Annotated in this window: 16 protein-coding genes and 5 pseudogenes; 12 read left to right on the top strand and 9 right to left on the bottom strand. The window is 67.8% G+C overall.

Going from position 1 to position 15,368, the window contains the following annotated elements; all coding sequences use genetic code 11:
- Window positions 1-132: 132 nt before the first annotated feature.
- Complete coding sequence (locus ACFVWD_RS53995; RefSeq protein ID WP_389606166.1) at window positions 133-378, bottom strand: hypothetical protein; 246 nt, start codon at window positions 376-378, stop codon at window positions 133-135.
- A 114-nt stretch (window positions 379-492) separates the two neighbouring features.
- Window positions 493-771 (bottom strand): hypothetical protein, encoded by a 279-nt coding sequence (locus ACFVWD_RS53990; RefSeq protein WP_389606164.1) that lies wholly within the window; start codon window positions 769-771, stop codon window positions 493-495.
- Window positions 772-823: 52 nt separating this feature from the next.
- On the opposite strand from ACFVWD_RS53990, the gene ACFVWD_RS53985 reads away from it, so the two are divergent.
- The 3 genes from ACFVWD_RS53985 to ACFVWD_RS53975 all read left to right on the top strand — a co-directional run bounded on the left by ACFVWD_RS53985 (window position 824) and on the right by ACFVWD_RS53975 (window position 3,279).
- Complete coding sequence (locus ACFVWD_RS53985) at window positions 824-1,636, top strand: hypothetical protein (protein WP_389606162.1); 813 nt, start codon at window positions 824-826, stop codon at window positions 1,634-1,636.
- 219 nt (window positions 1,637-1,855) lie between these two features.
- Entirely contained in the window at window positions 1,856-2,431 is a 576-nt protein-coding gene (locus ACFVWD_RS53980) for a restriction endonuclease (protein ID WP_389606160.1), read from the top strand.
- Window positions 2,432-2,688: 257 nt separating this feature from the next.
- Window positions 2,689-3,279, top strand: a complete 591-nt coding sequence (locus tag ACFVWD_RS53975; RefSeq protein WP_389606158.1) for a hypothetical protein — start codon at window positions 2,689-2,691, stop codon at window positions 3,277-3,279.
- Between the two features lie 163 nt (window positions 3,280-3,442).
- Here ACFVWD_RS53975 and ACFVWD_RS53970 read toward each other — a convergent pair whose 3' ends face one another.
- Window positions 3,443-3,658 (bottom strand): hypothetical protein, encoded by a 216-nt coding sequence (locus tag ACFVWD_RS53970; protein WP_389606156.1) that lies wholly within the window; start codon window positions 3,656-3,658, stop codon window positions 3,443-3,445.
- Between the two features lie 45 nt (window positions 3,659-3,703).
- On the opposite strand from ACFVWD_RS53970, the pseudogene ACFVWD_RS53965 reads away from it, so the two are divergent.
- From ACFVWD_RS53965 to ACFVWD_RS53955, 3 genes and pseudogenes are all read left to right on the top strand, one after another.
- Window positions 3,704-4,108 (top strand): annotated as a pseudogene (locus ACFVWD_RS53965) (helix-turn-helix domain-containing protein); the annotation flags it as partial.
- A 67-nt stretch (window positions 4,109-4,175) separates the two neighbouring features.
- Entirely contained in the window at window positions 4,176-4,910 is a 735-nt protein-coding gene (locus ACFVWD_RS53960; RefSeq protein WP_389606154.1) for a transposase, read from the top strand.
- 789 nt (window positions 4,911-5,699) lie between these two features.
- Entirely contained in the window at window positions 5,700-6,572 is an 873-nt protein-coding gene (locus ACFVWD_RS53955) for a CBS domain-containing protein (RefSeq protein WP_389606152.1), read from the top strand.
- Between the two features lie 81 nt (window positions 6,573-6,653).
- On the opposite strand, the pseudogene ACFVWD_RS53950 reads toward ACFVWD_RS53955, so the two are convergent.
- Both ACFVWD_RS53950 and ACFVWD_RS53945 read right to left on the bottom strand, forming a co-directional pair.
- Window positions 6,654-6,725, bottom strand: a pseudogene (locus ACFVWD_RS53950) (DNA-binding response regulator); the annotation flags it as partial.
- A pseudogene (locus ACFVWD_RS53945) lies at window positions 6,703-7,258 on the bottom strand (hypothetical protein); the annotation flags it as partial. The pseudogenes ACFVWD_RS53950 and ACFVWD_RS53945, both read right to left, overlap by 23 nt.
- Before the next feature lie 238 nt (window positions 7,259-7,496).
- Here ACFVWD_RS53945 and ACFVWD_RS53940 point away from each other — a divergent pair.
- Window positions 7,497-9,950, top strand: a complete 2,454-nt coding sequence (locus ACFVWD_RS53940) for a SpoIIE family protein phosphatase (protein ID WP_389606150.1) — start codon at window positions 7,497-7,499, stop codon at window positions 9,948-9,950.
- A gap of 29 nt (window positions 9,951-9,979) precedes the next feature.
- On the opposite strand, the pseudogene ACFVWD_RS53935 reads toward ACFVWD_RS53940, so the two are convergent.
- Window positions 9,980-10,180, bottom strand: a pseudogene (locus ACFVWD_RS53935) (BON domain-containing protein); the annotation flags it as partial.
- Window positions 10,181-10,455: 275 nt separating this feature from the next.
- Window positions 10,456-11,100 (bottom strand): TetR/AcrR family transcriptional regulator, encoded by a 645-nt coding sequence (locus tag ACFVWD_RS53930; RefSeq protein ID WP_389606148.1) that lies wholly within the window; start codon window positions 11,098-11,100, stop codon window positions 10,456-10,458.
- A gap of 137 nt (window positions 11,101-11,237) precedes the next feature.
- On the opposite strand from ACFVWD_RS53930, the gene ACFVWD_RS53925 reads away from it, so the two are divergent.
- On the top strand, window positions 11,238-11,945 hold the full coding sequence (locus ACFVWD_RS53925) for a cupin domain-containing protein (protein ID WP_389606147.1): 708 nt from the start codon (window positions 11,238-11,240) through the stop codon (window positions 11,943-11,945).
- On the top strand, window positions 11,909-12,187 hold the full coding sequence (locus ACFVWD_RS53920; protein WP_389606168.1) for a nuclear transport factor 2 family protein: 279 nt from the start codon (window positions 11,909-11,911) through the stop codon (window positions 12,185-12,187). Before ACFVWD_RS53925 ends, ACFVWD_RS53920 begins: the two co-directional genes overlap by 37 nt.
- A 347-nt stretch (window positions 12,188-12,534) precedes the next feature.
- Here ACFVWD_RS53920 and ACFVWD_RS53915 read toward each other — a convergent pair whose 3' ends face one another.
- Both ACFVWD_RS53915 and phoU read right to left on the bottom strand, forming a co-directional pair.
- Complete coding sequence (locus ACFVWD_RS53915) at window positions 12,535-12,717, bottom strand: hypothetical protein (RefSeq protein ID WP_389606146.1); 183 nt, start codon at window positions 12,715-12,717, stop codon at window positions 12,535-12,537.
- A 169-nt stretch (window positions 12,718-12,886) separates the two neighbouring features.
- Entirely contained in the window at window positions 12,887-13,555 is a 669-nt protein-coding gene (phoU, locus tag ACFVWD_RS53910; RefSeq protein WP_389606144.1) for a phosphate signaling complex protein PhoU, read from the bottom strand.
- 195 nt (window positions 13,556-13,750) lie between these two features.
- Here phoU and ACFVWD_RS53905 point away from each other — a divergent pair, with 195 nt between their 5' ends.
- From ACFVWD_RS53905 to ACFVWD_RS53895, 3 genes and pseudogenes are all read left to right on the top strand, one after another.
- On the top strand, window positions 13,751-14,203 hold the full coding sequence (locus tag ACFVWD_RS53905) for a hypothetical protein (RefSeq protein WP_389606142.1): 453 nt from the start codon (window positions 13,751-13,753) through the stop codon (window positions 14,201-14,203).
- 188 nt (window positions 14,204-14,391) lie between these two features.
- On the top strand, window positions 14,392-14,646 hold the full coding sequence (locus ACFVWD_RS53900; RefSeq protein ID WP_389606140.1) for a transposase: 255 nt from the start codon (window positions 14,392-14,394) through the stop codon (window positions 14,644-14,646).
- A 112-nt stretch (window positions 14,647-14,758) separates the two neighbouring features.
- Window positions 14,759-15,010: pseudogene (locus ACFVWD_RS53895) on the top strand (site-specific integrase); the annotation flags it as partial.
- Window positions 15,011-15,368: the final 358 nt, after the last annotated feature.

Raw genomic sequence — 15,368 nt, 5'->3', positions numbered from 1 at the left:
TCACTCGGCCAGACCAGGACCTCGCATCTGGCCCGACTTGACCTGGCCGCATAGAGGCCCGCCCACACCCGGTTTACGGATTTCCCAACGGAGTCCTTCAGGACGGGGAGGAGTCACTGCCGCCAGTTCACGTCACAGCCGGGATATCCAGTGGCGGCGCAGGGCACGGACCCGCTGCCGGGTCCATGCGGCCTCGGCGGCGAGCAGTTCGGCGGCTGCCTTGCGGGCGGCGTGTTCCGCTGCGGCGCGGACCGCGGCACGGTAGCCCGTCTCGGCGTGCGCGAGCGCCGTATTGGAAGGTGTCGTTCCGCGGGTGAGCGGACGGGGCCGGTCCAGACCACGGCTGCGGGATGGCGCACACCCATCAGCGTGTCCCACTGGACCTCGATAGAGGCCTGGCCCGCAGCGCGGTGGCGAGGCTGTGGCTAAGTGGTCAAGTTTGGAAGTCCTTCGGGGGTTGACTGCGGAGTCGGTGTTGTGGGTGTCGCCTGGTCAGATGCCGTGGGCGGCGAGGTGGAGTTGGCAGGCGCAGTCAAGGGCTTCGGGGGCGCCGGCGAGGATGCCGTTGGGCAGGTCTTCGTAGCGGTTGTTTCTGTCGCAGTAGGGGGCGAAGCTCCACTTGCTGGTGGTCCCGCCGCAGCGCAGGCGCATCAGCTGGACCTCCTCGCCGTCGGCCAGTTCCGCCTCCACGTAGGCGAAGGCCCCGCGGTGGTTGTCGCGTCGTTCTGGCCAGTCCGGCAGGCCACAACGCCCGAAGGTCCGAACTGTCATTTTCTGTTATGCCAATTGACACACTATTAAATTCCCACCTAGGGTCCTGCCCATGGAGGAGCGCAAAGGACGCGGTCGGCCCCGGAAGAATCCGGAGCAGCTCGCGCGATGGACACCGCCCGAAGGCTGGTCCCGGCTGGTCGCCTGGATCTCGCCCGCGGAGAAGAAGGCGTTGAAGCGGGTTGCCGTCGAGGCTGAAGTTTCGGTCGCGGACCTGGTCCGCGCGCTGGCGGGCGGCCTGGCGTCTGGTGCCATCACTCACGAGGAACTGATCGGCCACGTCAGAAAGGGCATGCAGGTCATGGAGAAGATCCCCACGCTGTTCGAGCGGGACAGCGACTTTCGGGTCGTCGACCGGCCGCGGGTGGAGTGTGCATGGGTGTTCGATGGCGAGGGGGCCCCGACAGAGAAGCTCGACGGAACCAACGTCCGGCTCACCGTCCGGGCGGGCCAGCTGGTACGGGTGGAGAAGCGGCGCAACCCGAGCAAGCTGCAGAAGGAACAGGGGATCAAGGACGGCTGGTACGTCGACACCGCCGAGAGTGCCGCGGAGGACAAGTGGGTTCTCGCCGCCGCCCGCAATACTGACGTCACCTCGTGGCCGGACGGCGAGCACTCCTGCGAAGCGCTCGGCCCCCGCATCCAGGGCAACCCCCTGCGGCTGGACGGCCATCGGTGCGTGCCGTTCAACCTGGAGGTGCCGGTCTACCAGGGTGTGCCGCGCGACTACGTCGGCCTCCGCAGCTTCCTCGCCGAACTGGAGAGCCGCTTCGTCCCCGGCGCCCTGGCCGAGGGCATCGTCTTCCACCACCCGGACGGTCGCCGCGCCAAGATCAAGCGCAAGGACTTCCCTGTCTCCGCCTAGGAACCAGGAGACCGCCGAAGATCTTGCTCCGACTGCCCGACTCGCCCCGGATTACCAGTGAATGCCAATCTGTACGAACTGGTGTAAGCCGGACGCGATTCCAAGATCTTGAGGACACTCAAAGTGCTGGCCCTAGGGCCCGGTACCTGATCCGCGTGGGGAAGCCACATCGCGGGATGCGGGAACCACGGGGTGACAAGCCGAGGGGGAGGATCGTGCATGGGAACGTTACTGGGGCTGGCGTTGGCCTTTGGCTTGATCGTGGCCGTGTTCCGCTACCTCGCTTCCGGTGAAGGCGAAGAGGACCCTCACCTCACGGCTCGTTTGCAGGCGAAGTTCAAGCGGTCCCAGCGGTACGAGCGCCTACCGGAGCCGGTGTTCGACATGGGCGCCCCCGAGTTCGAGGAATACATCGCTGCTTTGTGCCGCCGTGACGGCTGCACCGACGTGCAGCGGGTCAGGGGCGACCACACGGGCGGCCAGATGACCGGCTATCTGCCGGACGGCCGGAAGGCTGCCGTGAAGTGGCAACGAGAGTGCGAGGACAGCTCTGTACACGCCCACCGCCTCCGAAGGTTCGACGACGCCGCTCGCGCAGGGCTTGGTGCTGAGGTGACCATCTTCGTCGTCCTCGGGCCGCTCGACAAGCGCGAGTACAGGATCGCCGCTCGCCGTCGCTTGACGCTGATCGACGTCGACCGGCTTGAGTCCTGGATGAAGGGCACCACGTTGAGTGCGTTACTGGTACCGGAGACCGGCAGGCCGGGCACGAACCGCAAGAGCGCCCACGACTGACAGGGCACGGTAGTCAGCCGCGGAACGATTGCCCGCGAAGCGTGTCCAGCAGAAGCTCGGCCCTCTGCGGTCTGAATCCGATCTGCAGCCAAGGCAGTTGTGCCTGCCAGGGGCACCGGGATCCACTGAAGGAGCGCAGAAGTGACCAGGAGTGGAACGGAGTTGGGGGCGGATGATGTCTGTGACGACCTTCGTTTTGTCGCTGCGTGTGGAGAGACCGGAGAGCAGCTGTGAGTGACCGCCGTACAGAGCTTTTCGTGTCCCCAGACAAGAGCCGGTTCGGGCGCGTGGCACTGGCAATCGTGCCGGCGGTCATCGTGCCGGGTATCAGCATGGCGCGCATGCTCGCGGGCGGGCGCGGCACCAGTGAGGGGCTCGGGCCGTTGGCGGCACCCGCGGCCATCGCCCTCATCGCGCTCCCCTTCCTGTGGTATGTGGCCTATGCGGTCCTGCACACCGTGAACACGTATGTGGCACTCGTGGACGGCGCCGTCCTGGTGCGCAACTGGGTGCGCCGGCTGACCGTCATCGAAGGGCCCGGCTTCGTGGCCCGGACCCGTATCAACTCCAGCGGCATCGCCGGCGCGGTGCTCGTCGTGGGTGACGACCGCGCCGCTGTCATGCTCAATCCCCGCCAGTGGCGTGAGGACGAACTCGACAAGGTGTGGCGTAAGGCAGCTCTTCAGCAGCAGTTCGGAGGTACGCCGACCCCACGTGAACTTCGCAAGCGTTACCCGACTATCCGGATACCTCTTTACATCCGGTATCCCGGCATCGTCTACACCTTCTGGACCATCCTCGTCATTCTCTACATCGGAGTGGTGGTCAACGTCTTCGCCCGCATCTGAGGGTGCGGCGAACCGGACGCCGACGAGGTGTGTGAAGGCCACTGATTCCCTCGCCGCGTGACAGAACCGTCTCCGAGATCACGGGGAATCTTCAGTCGAGGGCGCCTTCGGGGCCGCCGGCGAGGATGTCGTTGGCAGGAGGGGAGTCTTCGTAGTGGTCGCTTCAGGCGTAGTAGGGGGCGAAGCACTTGCTGATGGTCACGCCGTAGCGCAGGCGCATCAGCTTGACCTCCTCGCCGTCGGCCAGTTCCGCCTCCACGTAGGTGAAGGCCCCGCGGTCGCGGACGTGCAGCCGCCTCAGCTGCGGCCCAGCAGTGCGGGCGTGCTCGCCAAGGCGCTGCTCGAGCGAGAGTCGGGTGGACTCAGGAGGTGTGGACACGGCAGCCATCCTGCCCGACGGTCCGGGGACCGGACACGGCAGGCTATGGCCTGTCGTGATCCACTTCTCCCGATCGGCGCTTGTCCCATGCCCGTTGCTCCGGCCTGCCCGATATTTCTGGCCTCCACCGAGCGTGCGCAGCTGAAGAAGATGGCCCACGGTCACAAGACCGAGTACCGGATGCGCATGCGCGCGCAGGTCGTGCTGCACGCGGCCAGGGGCCGCTCCAACGCGAGCATTGCCCGGGAAACGGGGCTGCACCTGGACACCGTGCGCACTTGGCGGGGCCGGTTCGCCGAGCAGGGCTTGCCCGGTCTGGCCGACCGTAAGCGCCCTGGCCGACCGCGGGCTTTCACCGCAGTGCAGACCGTCCAGGTCAAGGCTCTGGCCTGCCAACTACCTGAGACCGGCGTGCCTTTATCCCGCTGGTCGTACGCGGAACTTGCCCGCGAGGCCATGAACTCGGGCATCGCCACGTTCATGTCGGCCTCCACCGTGCGCCGCTGGCTGGCCGAGGATGCGCTCAAGCCCTGGCAGTACCGCTCCTGGATCTTCATCACCGACCCCGATTTCCGCGCCAAGGCCGAACGAGTCCTGGACCTGTACGCCCGCACCTCGCAAGGCCACCCACTCGGCGAGGACGAATACGTCATCAGCTCCGACGAGAAGACCTCCATCCAGGCCCGCTGCCGCTGCCACCCCACCCTGCCCCCCCGGCCAGGCCCGCGCCACGCGCGTCAACCACACCTACGGCCGCGGCGGTTACCTGGCCTACCTCGCCGCCTACGACGTCCACCAAGCGAAGGTATTCGGCCGCTGCGAACAACGCACAGGCATCAACCCGTTCATGAACCTGGTCACCCAGGTCATGAGCCAGGAACCGTACGCCAGCGCCGAGCGCGTGTTCTGGATCGTCGACAACGGCTCCTCCCACCGAGGCCAGAAAGCCGCAGACCGGCTGGCCGCAGCGTTCCCGAACGCGGTCATGGTCCACACCCCGATCCACGCCTCCTGGGTGAACCAGGTGAAGGTCTACTTCTCGGTCGTCCAACGCAAGGTCGTCTCGCCCAACGACTTCACCGACCTCACCGAAGTCGGAGACCGGCTCCGAGCATTCGAGGACCGCTACAACGCCACAGCACAGCCGTTCCAGTGGAAGTTCACCACCTCAGACCTGGACGATCTGCTGGCCAGGCTCGACCGGGACACCATCGATCACCAGGAAGAATCCTCTGCCCGAACTGCAACTTGATCAACCCCCGAAGGATTTCCGAACTCGACCACGAAGCCGCGGCCGGCCGGAACGCCCCGTCGGTCGGCCGGGCACCACCCGGCCGACGCGGCCATCAACTGCGCGGCGCGCGGGAGGTACAGCGACGGCGGTGCGCCGCGGGCTCCGCCAGGCAGTCTCCAGCGCCCCGAGCCGGTACGGCTGCGGGCTCTCCGCGCGACGACCGTCCAGTGCGGGCAGCCGGGAGGCAATGTTGGCGATCTCGAATCCGGCGGCCGGCGGAACGAGCAGGCGGGCACCGCCCCGGGGCAGCCGGCCCGACCACCGCCCGCAGATGCCAAAGCAGCGTGGCGAGGCCGCCCACTGTCCGCGCATATCTCGCGTACGGGGTCGCTGCCAGGCACCGCAAGGCGTGGTCGAGCCTGTCACCGGCCGCGACCTTCCGCGCTCCTCCGGCGCCCGGGTACCGGCCGACGAGGGCCTTGGCGCGCACCCGGCGACCACTGCCGCACATCCGTCAGCTGTGCGAGAGCGGGCTCCGGCTCCGCGATACGTTCCGCCGTACGGTCGGCGGGCACGCCGGTGGCGGACGCTCCCGGTGTTTCCGCCGGACGGAAGCGCTCCAGGAAGTCCCGCAGACGCATCGGCGACGTCCTGCCGGTCGGCTGCTCCTTCAGTCTCACGTTCTCGTTCCGCCCCGCACCGGATAGGGCCGTCACGCCGTTCCACCAGGGCCGTTCGGCTCTTGGCAAGGGCGGCCGGAGCGAAAGACTGGAAGTGCAGGCAATTCGACGGAGTCCGGAGGCCGCCGTGAACAGGCACGAGAACTTCTCCGCGGAGGCCGAGGCTCGGCGGGACCGGCCCTCCCGCCCTTGGAGCCCCGGCGAGGCGCAACGACAGGACATGCTGATTCGCTACCTGGGTGCCGTGGCCACGGCTGCGGCTGCATATGCACGCACCGAAGAGCAGGCCCCGGCAGGCGCCACCGGCCGCCCCGTGCCGTCGGCCGCGTCGCCCCCGCAACCGTCCTCGCCGCCCAAAGTCGAGATCCCTTTGGTGCGCGACGTGATGGACGTACCCGCCGCCTCCCTGCGCGACGACCTGCCGTACCGCGACATCGCCCGTCTCCTGGCGCGTGAGCAGGTCGGCGCCGTCCCCGTTGTGGATACCGAGGACCACGTGGTCGGCGTTGTCTCGGAGAACGATCTGCTTGCGAAGGTCGCCTTCGAGGCCTCCGGTCACCGGCCCGGACACATCGGCAGACTGCGTGAGCGGCGATTGCAGAGCAAGGCCCGCGGTGAGACGGCGGCCGACCTGATGACGAGCCCGGCGATCACGGTGCTGCCGGGAGCGACCGTCGCCGAGGCCGCCTGGCTTGCCGCGCTGTCCCGGCTGAAGCGGATCCCGGTCACCGACCGCGAGGGCCACCTGGTCGGCGTCGTACGCCGCAACGCGCTGCTGCAGGCCCTCATCAGGGACGACGCAGGGATACAGGCGGAGGTCGAGGCCAGGATCGAGGCTTGCTGCCCGCCGGGCGACCGGGAGTCCGTTGAGGTGGCCGTGCACGACGGCATCGTCGAGCTGACAGGGCGGATGCCTCCGGTCAGTACGGATCGGTTGGTGGCGGAGGTGGAGAACATCGCCGACGTCGTCGAGGTGAAGAACCTTCTCACCGCCGCCTGAACCAGGGTTGTCTGGTGGGGTTCCCTGATGCGATCGATGCGCGGAGCGGTGCCCGGCCTCATCCTGGTCCAGGTGAGAGGCGGTGATGTCCGGTTCGGCGTCCAGCGGGTCGGCCAGGCGTCGTACGACCTCATGGTCGTCCAGCAGGAACACCCGGATCGGGTTCTGCTCGGTGAAGGTTCGTGTCGCGGTCATGACGACCGTCCCTAAGGACTGTGCGGGAGTGAGTCCTGTTGCCAGGACCCGTGATGCGGGGGCGGATTCCCTCACGCCCAGAGGCCTCCGGTCAGGCCTGGGCGGTCCGATGCCCCGCACGATCTCCCTGGTCGTGCGGGGGCGGTGCCGTCCGTCGCCGGATCGGGCGTCCCTGGACGCGCCTTCCGATCGCCACCGCTGCCGCCTCATGGCGAGTCGTCCTACGGTTGCTGCTGGTAAGAGGCTTCTGCCAGTGCTGGGCGCCCCACCGGGAAATGTAGGCGGGGTCCACGGCGATGATGGCGATGCCGGTCTGGTCGGCCAGGCGCCGGGCGGCGAGGTGGTCAGGTACCGCGGCCCCGGCCCACATCCAGGTGGATGCGGTAGGCGATCGCACGGTTGGCCTCAACTCGGTCGGCCCACCGCTGCCCCCGGTGCCCGAACGTGACACTGCAGGCGAGGCCGTACAGGTCGTGCCCACGTGTGGATAGGGCCGGTGGCCATGAGTCGACCACTGCACATCGCGGCCACGGCCAGAGCAGTGCCTCCGGCGGGGGGATCGGCCGGCACCGGGGTGGACAGGGAGCCGTTCCTGGTGTCGGAGTCGAGATGTCGCGCGGTGCGGTCGCCTGTCACTCTGGAGGAGTGGCACCGACCCGGTCTGATCCGCGGTGATGCGGTGCCCTGCTGAACGGGCAGCAGTCCTCCGGGAGCCGAGAGGGTTGTTCGATGGCTACTTCAGGCAAGAAACCGGGTGACGCGCCGGTGACCTTGCATGCCAGGGTCCTCTTGGACGCCCGCGGCGTGATCACCGAGTGGAACGCGGAGGCCGAGAGGCTGCTCGGTCACCGGCCCGAGGAGATGGTGGGTCAACCGCTGTCGTCGCTCCTGATCCGGCCGAAGCCGGACGAGGAGGGAGGCCTTCCGCAGGCGCCGCTGGTCAACGGCGGGATTCGAGTACGCCTGCGGGACCGGTCCGGCCTACCGGTCGACGCCGAGTGGTGGATGTGCCCGCACATCGGTCCCGAGGGACCTGTGTCCTGGGCGGTGTTCCTCGCCATCGCGCACGGTGCGGATCCGGGCGACTTCGACCGGGCGGTGCTGGACGCGCTGATGACCGAGTCGCCGATCGGACTGCACGTCCTCGACACCGACCTGCGCCTGGTGCGGTTCAACACTGCCTCGCCCGGTATGCGCGACGTGCGCGCCGAGGATGTCATCGGCAGACCGGGGCGCGAGGTCGCCCCCACCCTGGTGACTGACACCGTCGAGCACTTGCTGCGGCACGTCCTGAGCACCGGAGAGCCAGTCATCGACTTCGTCCAGCCGGGGTATCCGCCTGCCGATCCTCACAGGGAACGCCTGTACTCCATGTCGGCCTTCCGGCTGCGCAATCGCGCCGGAGAACCCCTGGGCGTGGCAAGTCTGGCCATAGACGTCACGGAACGTTACCGACACCGGGCGCGCATCGAGCTCCTCAACGACGCCAGCATGCACATCGGCACGACCCTGGACATCGCCCGTACCGCGGAGGAACTGGCCGAGACCGTGGTGGGCCGCGTGGCCGACGCCGTCAGTGTGGACGTACTCGACTCCGTCTACCAGGGCGAGGCGCCCGAGCCCGGACCGGTGCCCTCCGAAGTCACGTTCCGGCGCACCGCGTTCCACTCGACCGAGACCTCCGGACTTCAGCCCGCCTACGCCACCGGCGAGAAGGCGTCCTACGGCTTCCCGACACCGCTCACCCAATGCCTGGCCGATCTGCGGCCCCGCCTGATCCGGAAGGTCAACGACGACGACACATGGCTGGCACACGATCCAGTCCGAGCGGACCGCATACGAGCCGCGCGGGTGCACTCCATGATGGTCGTGCCACTCGCCGCCCGCGACGTCGTGCTCGGCGTGGCAAGCTTCTACCGCTCCGCAACGTCCGAGCCCTTCGACGAAGACGACTTGACCACCGTCGGTGAACTCGCCGCGCACACTGCCCTGGGCCTGGACAACGCCCGCCGCTACACACGCGAGCGCACCGCCGCCCTCGTCCTGCAGAACAGCCTGCTGCCGCTCCGGCTGCCCGACCAGAACGCCGTCGAGGTGGCGTTCAGCTATCTGCCGGGACGCATCGGCGGCCCGTGGCACGACGTCCCCTGGTACGACGTCATCCCACTGTCCGGCGCACGGATCGCACTGGCAGTCGGGGACGTGGCCGGGCACGGCATGCGTGCCGTGGCCACCATGGGCCGGCTGCGCGCTGCGACCCACACTCTGGCGGCTCTGGACCTTGCCCCCGACGAGGTGCTGGCCCACCTGGACGACCTGATGGTCCGGCTCGCCGAGGAGAGCCGTGCGGCTGCCGCCAACGACCCACTGGACGTGCAGCCCACCACCGCCTCGTGCGCCTACGCGGTCTACGACCCGGTGAGTCATCGACTCGTCGTCGCTCGTGCCGGGCATCCGTCCCCACTTCTCGCCCATCCCGACGGGCACGTGGCGCCGGCCGGCGCGCCCGCCGGACCGCCGCTGGGCGGCAACGGGCTGCCTTTCGAGGCCTGGGAGGAAGACCTGTCCGAAGGGACCCTGATCGCCCTCTACACCAAAGGACTCGTGCACGGGTCACCGGACGATGACACGCGCATCGCACGCCTGGGACACATACTGGCCCAGCAGGATGCATCCACGCGGGAGGCCTGCGACGCGGTGATCTACGCGCAGTTGTCCGGACGAGCCGCGGAGAACGTTGTCCTCCTGCTCGCCCGGACCTCCGTACTGCGCGACGACCAGATCGCCTCCTGGACCTTCCCCAGCGATCCCGCGATCGTGGCCACCGCCCGCACCCTCGCCGACCGCCAGCTCACCAGCTGGGGACTCTCCGACCTCACATTCACAACAGAGTTGATCGTCAGCGAGCTGGTCACCAACGCCATCCGGTACGCCCCAGGCACCATCCAACTACGACTCATTCGGGACCGCACACTGATCTGCGAGGTCACCGACGCCAGTAGCGCCGCCCCCCACCTGCGCCACCCGCGGACTACCGACGAGGGTGGACGCGGACTCCTGCTCATCGCACAGCTCACCCAACGCTGGGGCACCCGCCACACCGGCCGCGGCAAAACCATCTGGACCGAACAGCCGTTGCCCGCGCACCCGGGCGATGCCGCACCTGTCACCCCGGACAACTGATCATCCGCCGACCAAAATGAGTCACCTTGTCAAGGTGCCCTCGAACTCCTGACCGAGTGCCCCTGTGCCTCACGCGGCCTCTTGCCGTGGGTGAGGTCGAACTCCACGTCCACCACGCCCTCGACGGCCCGCACCAGACGCGCGGCCACGGCTACCAGGGACGTGTCGTGGACCCTCCCTGTCAGCGTGGCGACTCCGTCGTGCACGTCCACGTGGATGCTGGAGGCCGGGTCTTGGACCTGTGAGAGGGCGGGTGATCTAGGCGGATTACCCTTCACATCCCAGTAGGTTCCTCGCCGGGCGGGTGTGATCTCGTCCGTTATGCGCTTGGTGAGGTCGGGCCCACTCCACAGCGGACCCGACAAGCCCCCGGCAACGGCGGCTGCCACCGGTGCGGCGGCTTGTCACTTCACACCGACGTGGACGCAGTACCCCTCGCGGGGCCGGCCGGAATTTCCGGTCCGTGGCACCAGGGAGGGCGTCTGGCTATGCTCTGCCGCCCTGATCAGTCGACCCGGTCACTGAGTAGGGCGGCCGACACTTGCTCTGCCAGCCACTTCTCTGTGTCGTTCCAGGACCAGCCGGAGTCCGTCACGTACAGACGCCAGGAGTGGTGGCCGAGGAAGAACCACAAGATGTCGGCTGCGCGGTCGACGAACATGCCCTGCCCCAGGGCATCCAGATCCTCCAGCCGTCTGGCCACAACACCGAGAGCCTCGCGGTAGCTGCGATTGGCGCGGGTGAGAGTTTCCTTCGCGGTCTCGTCCAGTGCGGCCGCCGTGACAAGCACCCGGACGAGGTCGAAATGCCGCTCGTTGTCGATCCGCACCCCGTGCGTGGCGACAGCGACCGCTTCCCGAGGATCGGAAGACATGCCGACGGCTGCGAGCGTCTCATCGACGATCGGGTCCGCGATGCCCTCGCTGATGAGGCTGGCCAGGATCGAGGACTTGCCTCCGGTGCTCGCATACACCGTGGGAACGGCCGTGTCGGACTCCCGCGCGATGTCGCCGACGGTGACGCGTCCGTACCCGTTCTCCACGAACAGACGCAGGGCGGCGTCAAGGATGGTCGCCCGCGTCTCCGCGGCCGCCTTGGCACGTCTACCGGCTCGGTAGGGGCGCCGCGCACCGGGGTCCGGGGCGCTCATAGTTTCACCTTCAATCAATGTGCTACTTCAATATATGGCCCCTATCTTCAATATAGGGGCTCTTAACGCCTGATCTTTTGGGCCCGGCATACCGATACGGACTCTGGGTCCACCTTCCCTCACAGGAGCCACGCACCATGAGTCTGTTCACCCCCGCGACTGGCGGTTCTGCCCGCCAGTACGTCCTGGGCCAGGAGCTTCGCGTCACCATCCTCACATCCGGACCGGAAACCGAAGGGCGGCATGACGTCACCGACTCCGTCCTCGCCCCAGGCTCGGCAACGCCGCTCCACATGCACACGCAGTACGAGGAGCGGCTCTGGGTGGTGTCGGGTTCGCTGACAGTGTGGGCAGGGCCGGAAACCCTTACTCTGCGTTCCGGTGACTTCTACACCATCCCCAAGCACCTGCCCCACGCCATCAAGTCCGGCACCGACGGAGCCCGCGCCCTCAACATCACATCCCCGGCCGGATTCGCCGAGCTGATCGCCCGAGCCGGTACTCCCGTTCACCTTGCCACGCCCGAGACCGAGCTGGACGTGGAGCTTTTCATGGCAGTGACCGAGGAACTCGGGGACGTCACCCTCGGCCCACCCGGCATGATCCCCGCCGACCTGGACCGCCTCGGACCGCAGGTACCGCTGCCGACTGCGTGCACGGACCCACCGGATCGGCACAGACGCCATCGCAGGCTCCACTACTTCCCCCACCCATTAGCGGGCAAGCGCCACGCGGGGTGTCGGCGCACTCTGGAATGGCTTCCAGGGTGCCACTATGAAAGGTGTCTTGATCATGACTACCCGAGACGTTGTCGAGAAGGCCGCGCACCAAGGGCAGCGAGGTAGCCGACTACCTCAGGACGCTGGGGGCGAACATCGTGCCCGAGAAGAACATCGACGATGTCGAGGCGCTACTCGTCCAAGGTGACCATGCCGTCATGCTGGGACGGTTCACCCGGGTCGCGAAGAGCACCGGCCGGACGTTCGATATGCCCATCGCCATGCACCTCCAGGTGGCCGACGACAAGATCGTCAAGATGTACCTCTACGAGGACACGCTCAAGGTGTCCGAGGCCTACGCCGAATGACCGACCCTGCAGCGCAGGGGCATTCATGGTCGTCGCCGATGTCGCCATGCGGCGGGCCACGTCAGAAGGCAGCCGCAGACACTCGCAGGCGACCCCCGACCATGAGGCCGACCACGGGGGCGGCCGCGCCGCGGGCGGTCTCACCGGCAGGCCGCCAGATCCGCGCCATACCGGCGACCGCCGCCTGCGGTTGATTCCCGGCGGCCGGCAGCACACCGCTCACCATGCGGCACGCCAACAGTACGAACAGCAGCCCCGGGCGGCTTGACCCCGCCCACATCCGCCGCAGAGTCTGGCGTGCCAGTCCATGGGTGTGAGTCCTCGTCCGCTGCCGTACGTCGGCGTTGTCACGCGGTGAGAACGCGGGCTTCTGCAGCCGTCCGGCGGTGATCATCGGCGATCTGCATTGCCTGGGTTTCCGCCACGATGCCGCTGTCGAGGCCGCAGGTGCATCGCACCACTGCGCGTCCGGTCGGCTCGTGCTCGGCCCACCCTCCCGGGTGCGTTTTGTTCCGGGTGATGCCGTGCACGACGGTCGTATGTTCCACCATGTGTCCATGCTGGCCGCCGGGGCTCGGCCTGCCAACGCTACGCCCGCCGAACGGGGCCGAACCGCTGCTGCGTCGGCTGCGCACTGCTAGGCGCGGCGCGATCGGGGAGGGCCCGGCAAACGGACATCCTCGCCGAGCCTGGTGGAGGTCATGCGGGCCCGTCTGTGGTCAGTTCGCCGGCGTGCTCGCCGGTGACCAGGTAGACCACGCGCTGGGCCACCGATACCGCGTGGTCGGCGAAACGCTCGTAGTAGCGGCCGACCAGCGTAACGTCCACGGCTGTCTCCACCCCGTGCTGCCACCGGTCGTCCATCAGGTGCTGGAAGAGCATGCGGTGCAGCTCGTCCATGCGGTCGTCGTCCTTCTCCAGCTGGAGTGCCGCGTCAACGTCCTGAGTGATGACCACCTCAGCGGCCTGCGCCATCAGGCGCTGCGCGAGCTGGCCCATCTCCAGGATCGTGCGGCGCAGATCGCGCGGCACCGCCCGCTGGGGGTAACGCATCCGGGCCAGCTTGGCCACATGCTGGGCCAGGACTCCGCAGCGTTCCAGGTCCGCGCTCATGCGCAGCGAGGTGACCACGACCCGCAGATCCGTGGCGACCGGCTGCTGCCGCGCCAGTACCGCGATCGCCCGGTTCTCCAGGTCCCGTTGGAGATCATCGACCTTCTCGTCGGCGGAGATCACGCTCTCGGCAAGCCGCAGATCGCCGTCCAGGAGAGCGGTCGTGGCCAGGCCGATGGCCGAGCCGACCAGGTTCGCCATTTCCACCAGGCCGTCACTGATCGAGTCCAGTTCCTCGTGATAGGCCCCTCGCATTGCGTCCTCACCGTCCAGTCGTGTGTGCCCGCCTTCGCCCGCGGCCAGGCTTTCACACATCGCGCACGGGGCAGTGGCCTCCTGACCGCCAGCGGAGCCACCCAGATCTGCAGGGATCAGCTACGCCCATGGGCAGGCGGCGGATCTGCGGCCGGCTCAGCCTGACGTTCGTGGGAGGTCCTGCCGCTGCGGCCGATGCCCGTTGCCGACGACAGCCGGGTCAAGGCGTACCGCAAGCAAGCCCGTGATGGGACACTCCCACCCGTCCTGTTGTGGTGGGTCAGTGGCCTGGACTGCCATCTGATCCTGGACGGTCACGCGCGGTTCGCCGCGGCAGTCGCCGAATCCGTCGAGCCTCCGCTGCTGCAGCTGCACCGCACGGTCCCGCGCGATGACCTGGCCACGTACACCGAGGAAGCCGTGGGCTTCTACGAGGACGAACTGGCACGCTTCGATGAACTCCGCGCCATCCACGGCCCTGCCGTCCCGGACGGCGCTGCCACCGCCGGCCCACAACTCGTCCGCCTCCTTCACGACCTGAACACCGCGGAACAGCCGACCTGGGCCTGGCCCCTGCCCGGCGGGGAAAAGCAGTGGCGTCGCATCGCGCGCGAGGTGACAGACAGCCTGAACTGGCCCTGTACCTGAGCTTGACTTTGTCGGGGATCTTGGAGCTCCCGGTTCGCCAGCATGATCAGCGGGCATGCTCGGGGCTGTTTCGAAGACCGACGCAGTTGTCGAGGTGTCAGTTGTCGCTCCCTCCCCGTTCCGGTGAGCAAATCCCGTCTCTGACCGCGCAGATCGCGCGGGCGAGCAATCCGGGCGATACGACGGCGATGTGGGTGAGAGACCGGCTGGACGGACTGTGGCACGACGAGGACTTCGCGGGCTGGTACCCGCGTGACGGACGCCCCGGCCGCTCGCCCGCCCAACTGGCCACTGTCTGTGTACTGCAGTTCCTGCTCGGTTTGTCGGACCGGCAAGCGGCGGAGGCCGTCCGCTGCCACATCGACTTCACACGCGCTGGCCATGGAGCTGGACGATCCAGGGTTTTACCACGGCGGGCTGTCCGACTTAGCAGTGTCAAGTAGTCGTCTCAATCCATCTGGTCGCCCCAGCTCAGGGCCCAGTGGTCGGACTCCGGCGGTTCCATCGTGACGGTCACCGACGCGGTCCCATCGTCGTCGCGATGCACATAGCGGTACGACGGTCGGCATGCCGGATAACTTCCGCTTCTACGACCTCCGCCACACCGGCAACACCCTGGCCGCCGACACCGGCGCCAAGCTGAAGGACCTGATGGTCCGCGCCGGCCAGTCCTCGGAGCGGGCCCAGCTGATCTACCAGCACTCGACGGCGAAGCACCAGCGGAGGCTGGCCCATGCCATCGACGGCGAGGTACGGCAGCAACTGCGGAAGCCGGACACCGAGCGTCGGCACGCCGAAGAAGCGTGACGTTGCATGGGGCCGTCGCGAAGCCGGTGACGGCGTCTGCCTTGGGCGAAGCGCTGCGTCGAGTCAGGAGAGCCCCGATGCCCGGAAGACCGCCCGCATTGTTTCGTCGTCGCTACGGTCGCCCAACTGATTCAGGACGGAACCCAACCCAGCACCAGACTGCCCGACCAAAGGAGACCGCCAAAGGCAGTCGCCGAATCCGCCAAGACCGCGTCGGATCGGACCGCGGCGGCACCATCCATGTGGACAAATACGATCAGGGGCCGGCGCGCGGAACTGGAGGGGGGCCTCGAAGGGGACGGTTCCTTGAGCGCTGTGTTGGCGCAGGCGTACTTCCTGTTCCTCGAAGGAAACATGG

Origin of the sequence: Streptomyces sp. NPDC058086 (assembly GCF_042885015.1) — a bacterium.
Classification (GTDB): domain Bacteria; phylum Actinomycetota; class Actinomycetes; order Streptomycetales; family Streptomycetaceae; genus Streptomyces.
This window is presented reverse-complemented; position numbering and strand designations above follow the sequence as displayed.

Excerpts from the sequence above, each read along its gene's own strand:
- ACFVWD_RS53990 (WP_389606164.1), bottom strand. The coding sequence starts at position 771 with ATGACAGTTCGGACCTTCGGGCGTTGTGGCCTGCCGGACTGGCCAGAA.
- ACFVWD_RS53985 (WP_389606162.1), top strand. The coding sequence starts at position 824 with ATGGAGGAGCGCAAAGGACGCGGTCGGCCCCGGAAGAATCCGGAGCAG.
- ACFVWD_RS53980 (WP_389606160.1), top strand. The coding sequence starts at position 1,856 with ATGGGAACGTTACTGGGGCTGGCGTTGGCCTTTGGCTTGATCGTGGCC.
- ACFVWD_RS53960 (WP_389606154.1), top strand. The coding sequence starts at position 4,176 with ATGCGCTCAAGCCCTGGCAGTACCGCTCCTGGATCTTCATCACCGACC.
- ACFVWD_RS53940 (WP_389606150.1), top strand. The coding sequence starts at position 7,497 with ATGGCTACTTCAGGCAAGAAACCGGGTGACGCGCCGGTGACCTTGCAT.
- ACFVWD_RS53930 (WP_389606148.1), bottom strand. The coding sequence starts at position 11,100 with ATGAGCGCCCCGGACCCCGGTGCGCGGCGCCCCTACCGAGCCGGTAGA.
- ACFVWD_RS53925 (WP_389606147.1), top strand. The coding sequence starts at position 11,238 with ATGAGTCTGTTCACCCCCGCGACTGGCGGTTCTGCCCGCCAGTACGTC.
- phoU (WP_389606144.1), bottom strand. The coding sequence starts at position 13,555 with ATGCGAGGGGCCTATCACGAGGAACTGGACTCGATCAGTGACGGCCTG.
- ACFVWD_RS53905 (WP_389606142.1), top strand. The coding sequence starts at position 13,751 with ATGCCCGTTGCCGACGACAGCCGGGTCAAGGCGTACCGCAAGCAAGCC.
- ACFVWD_RS53900 (WP_389606140.1), top strand. The coding sequence starts at position 14,392 with ATGTGGGTGAGAGACCGGCTGGACGGACTGTGGCACGACGAGGACTTC.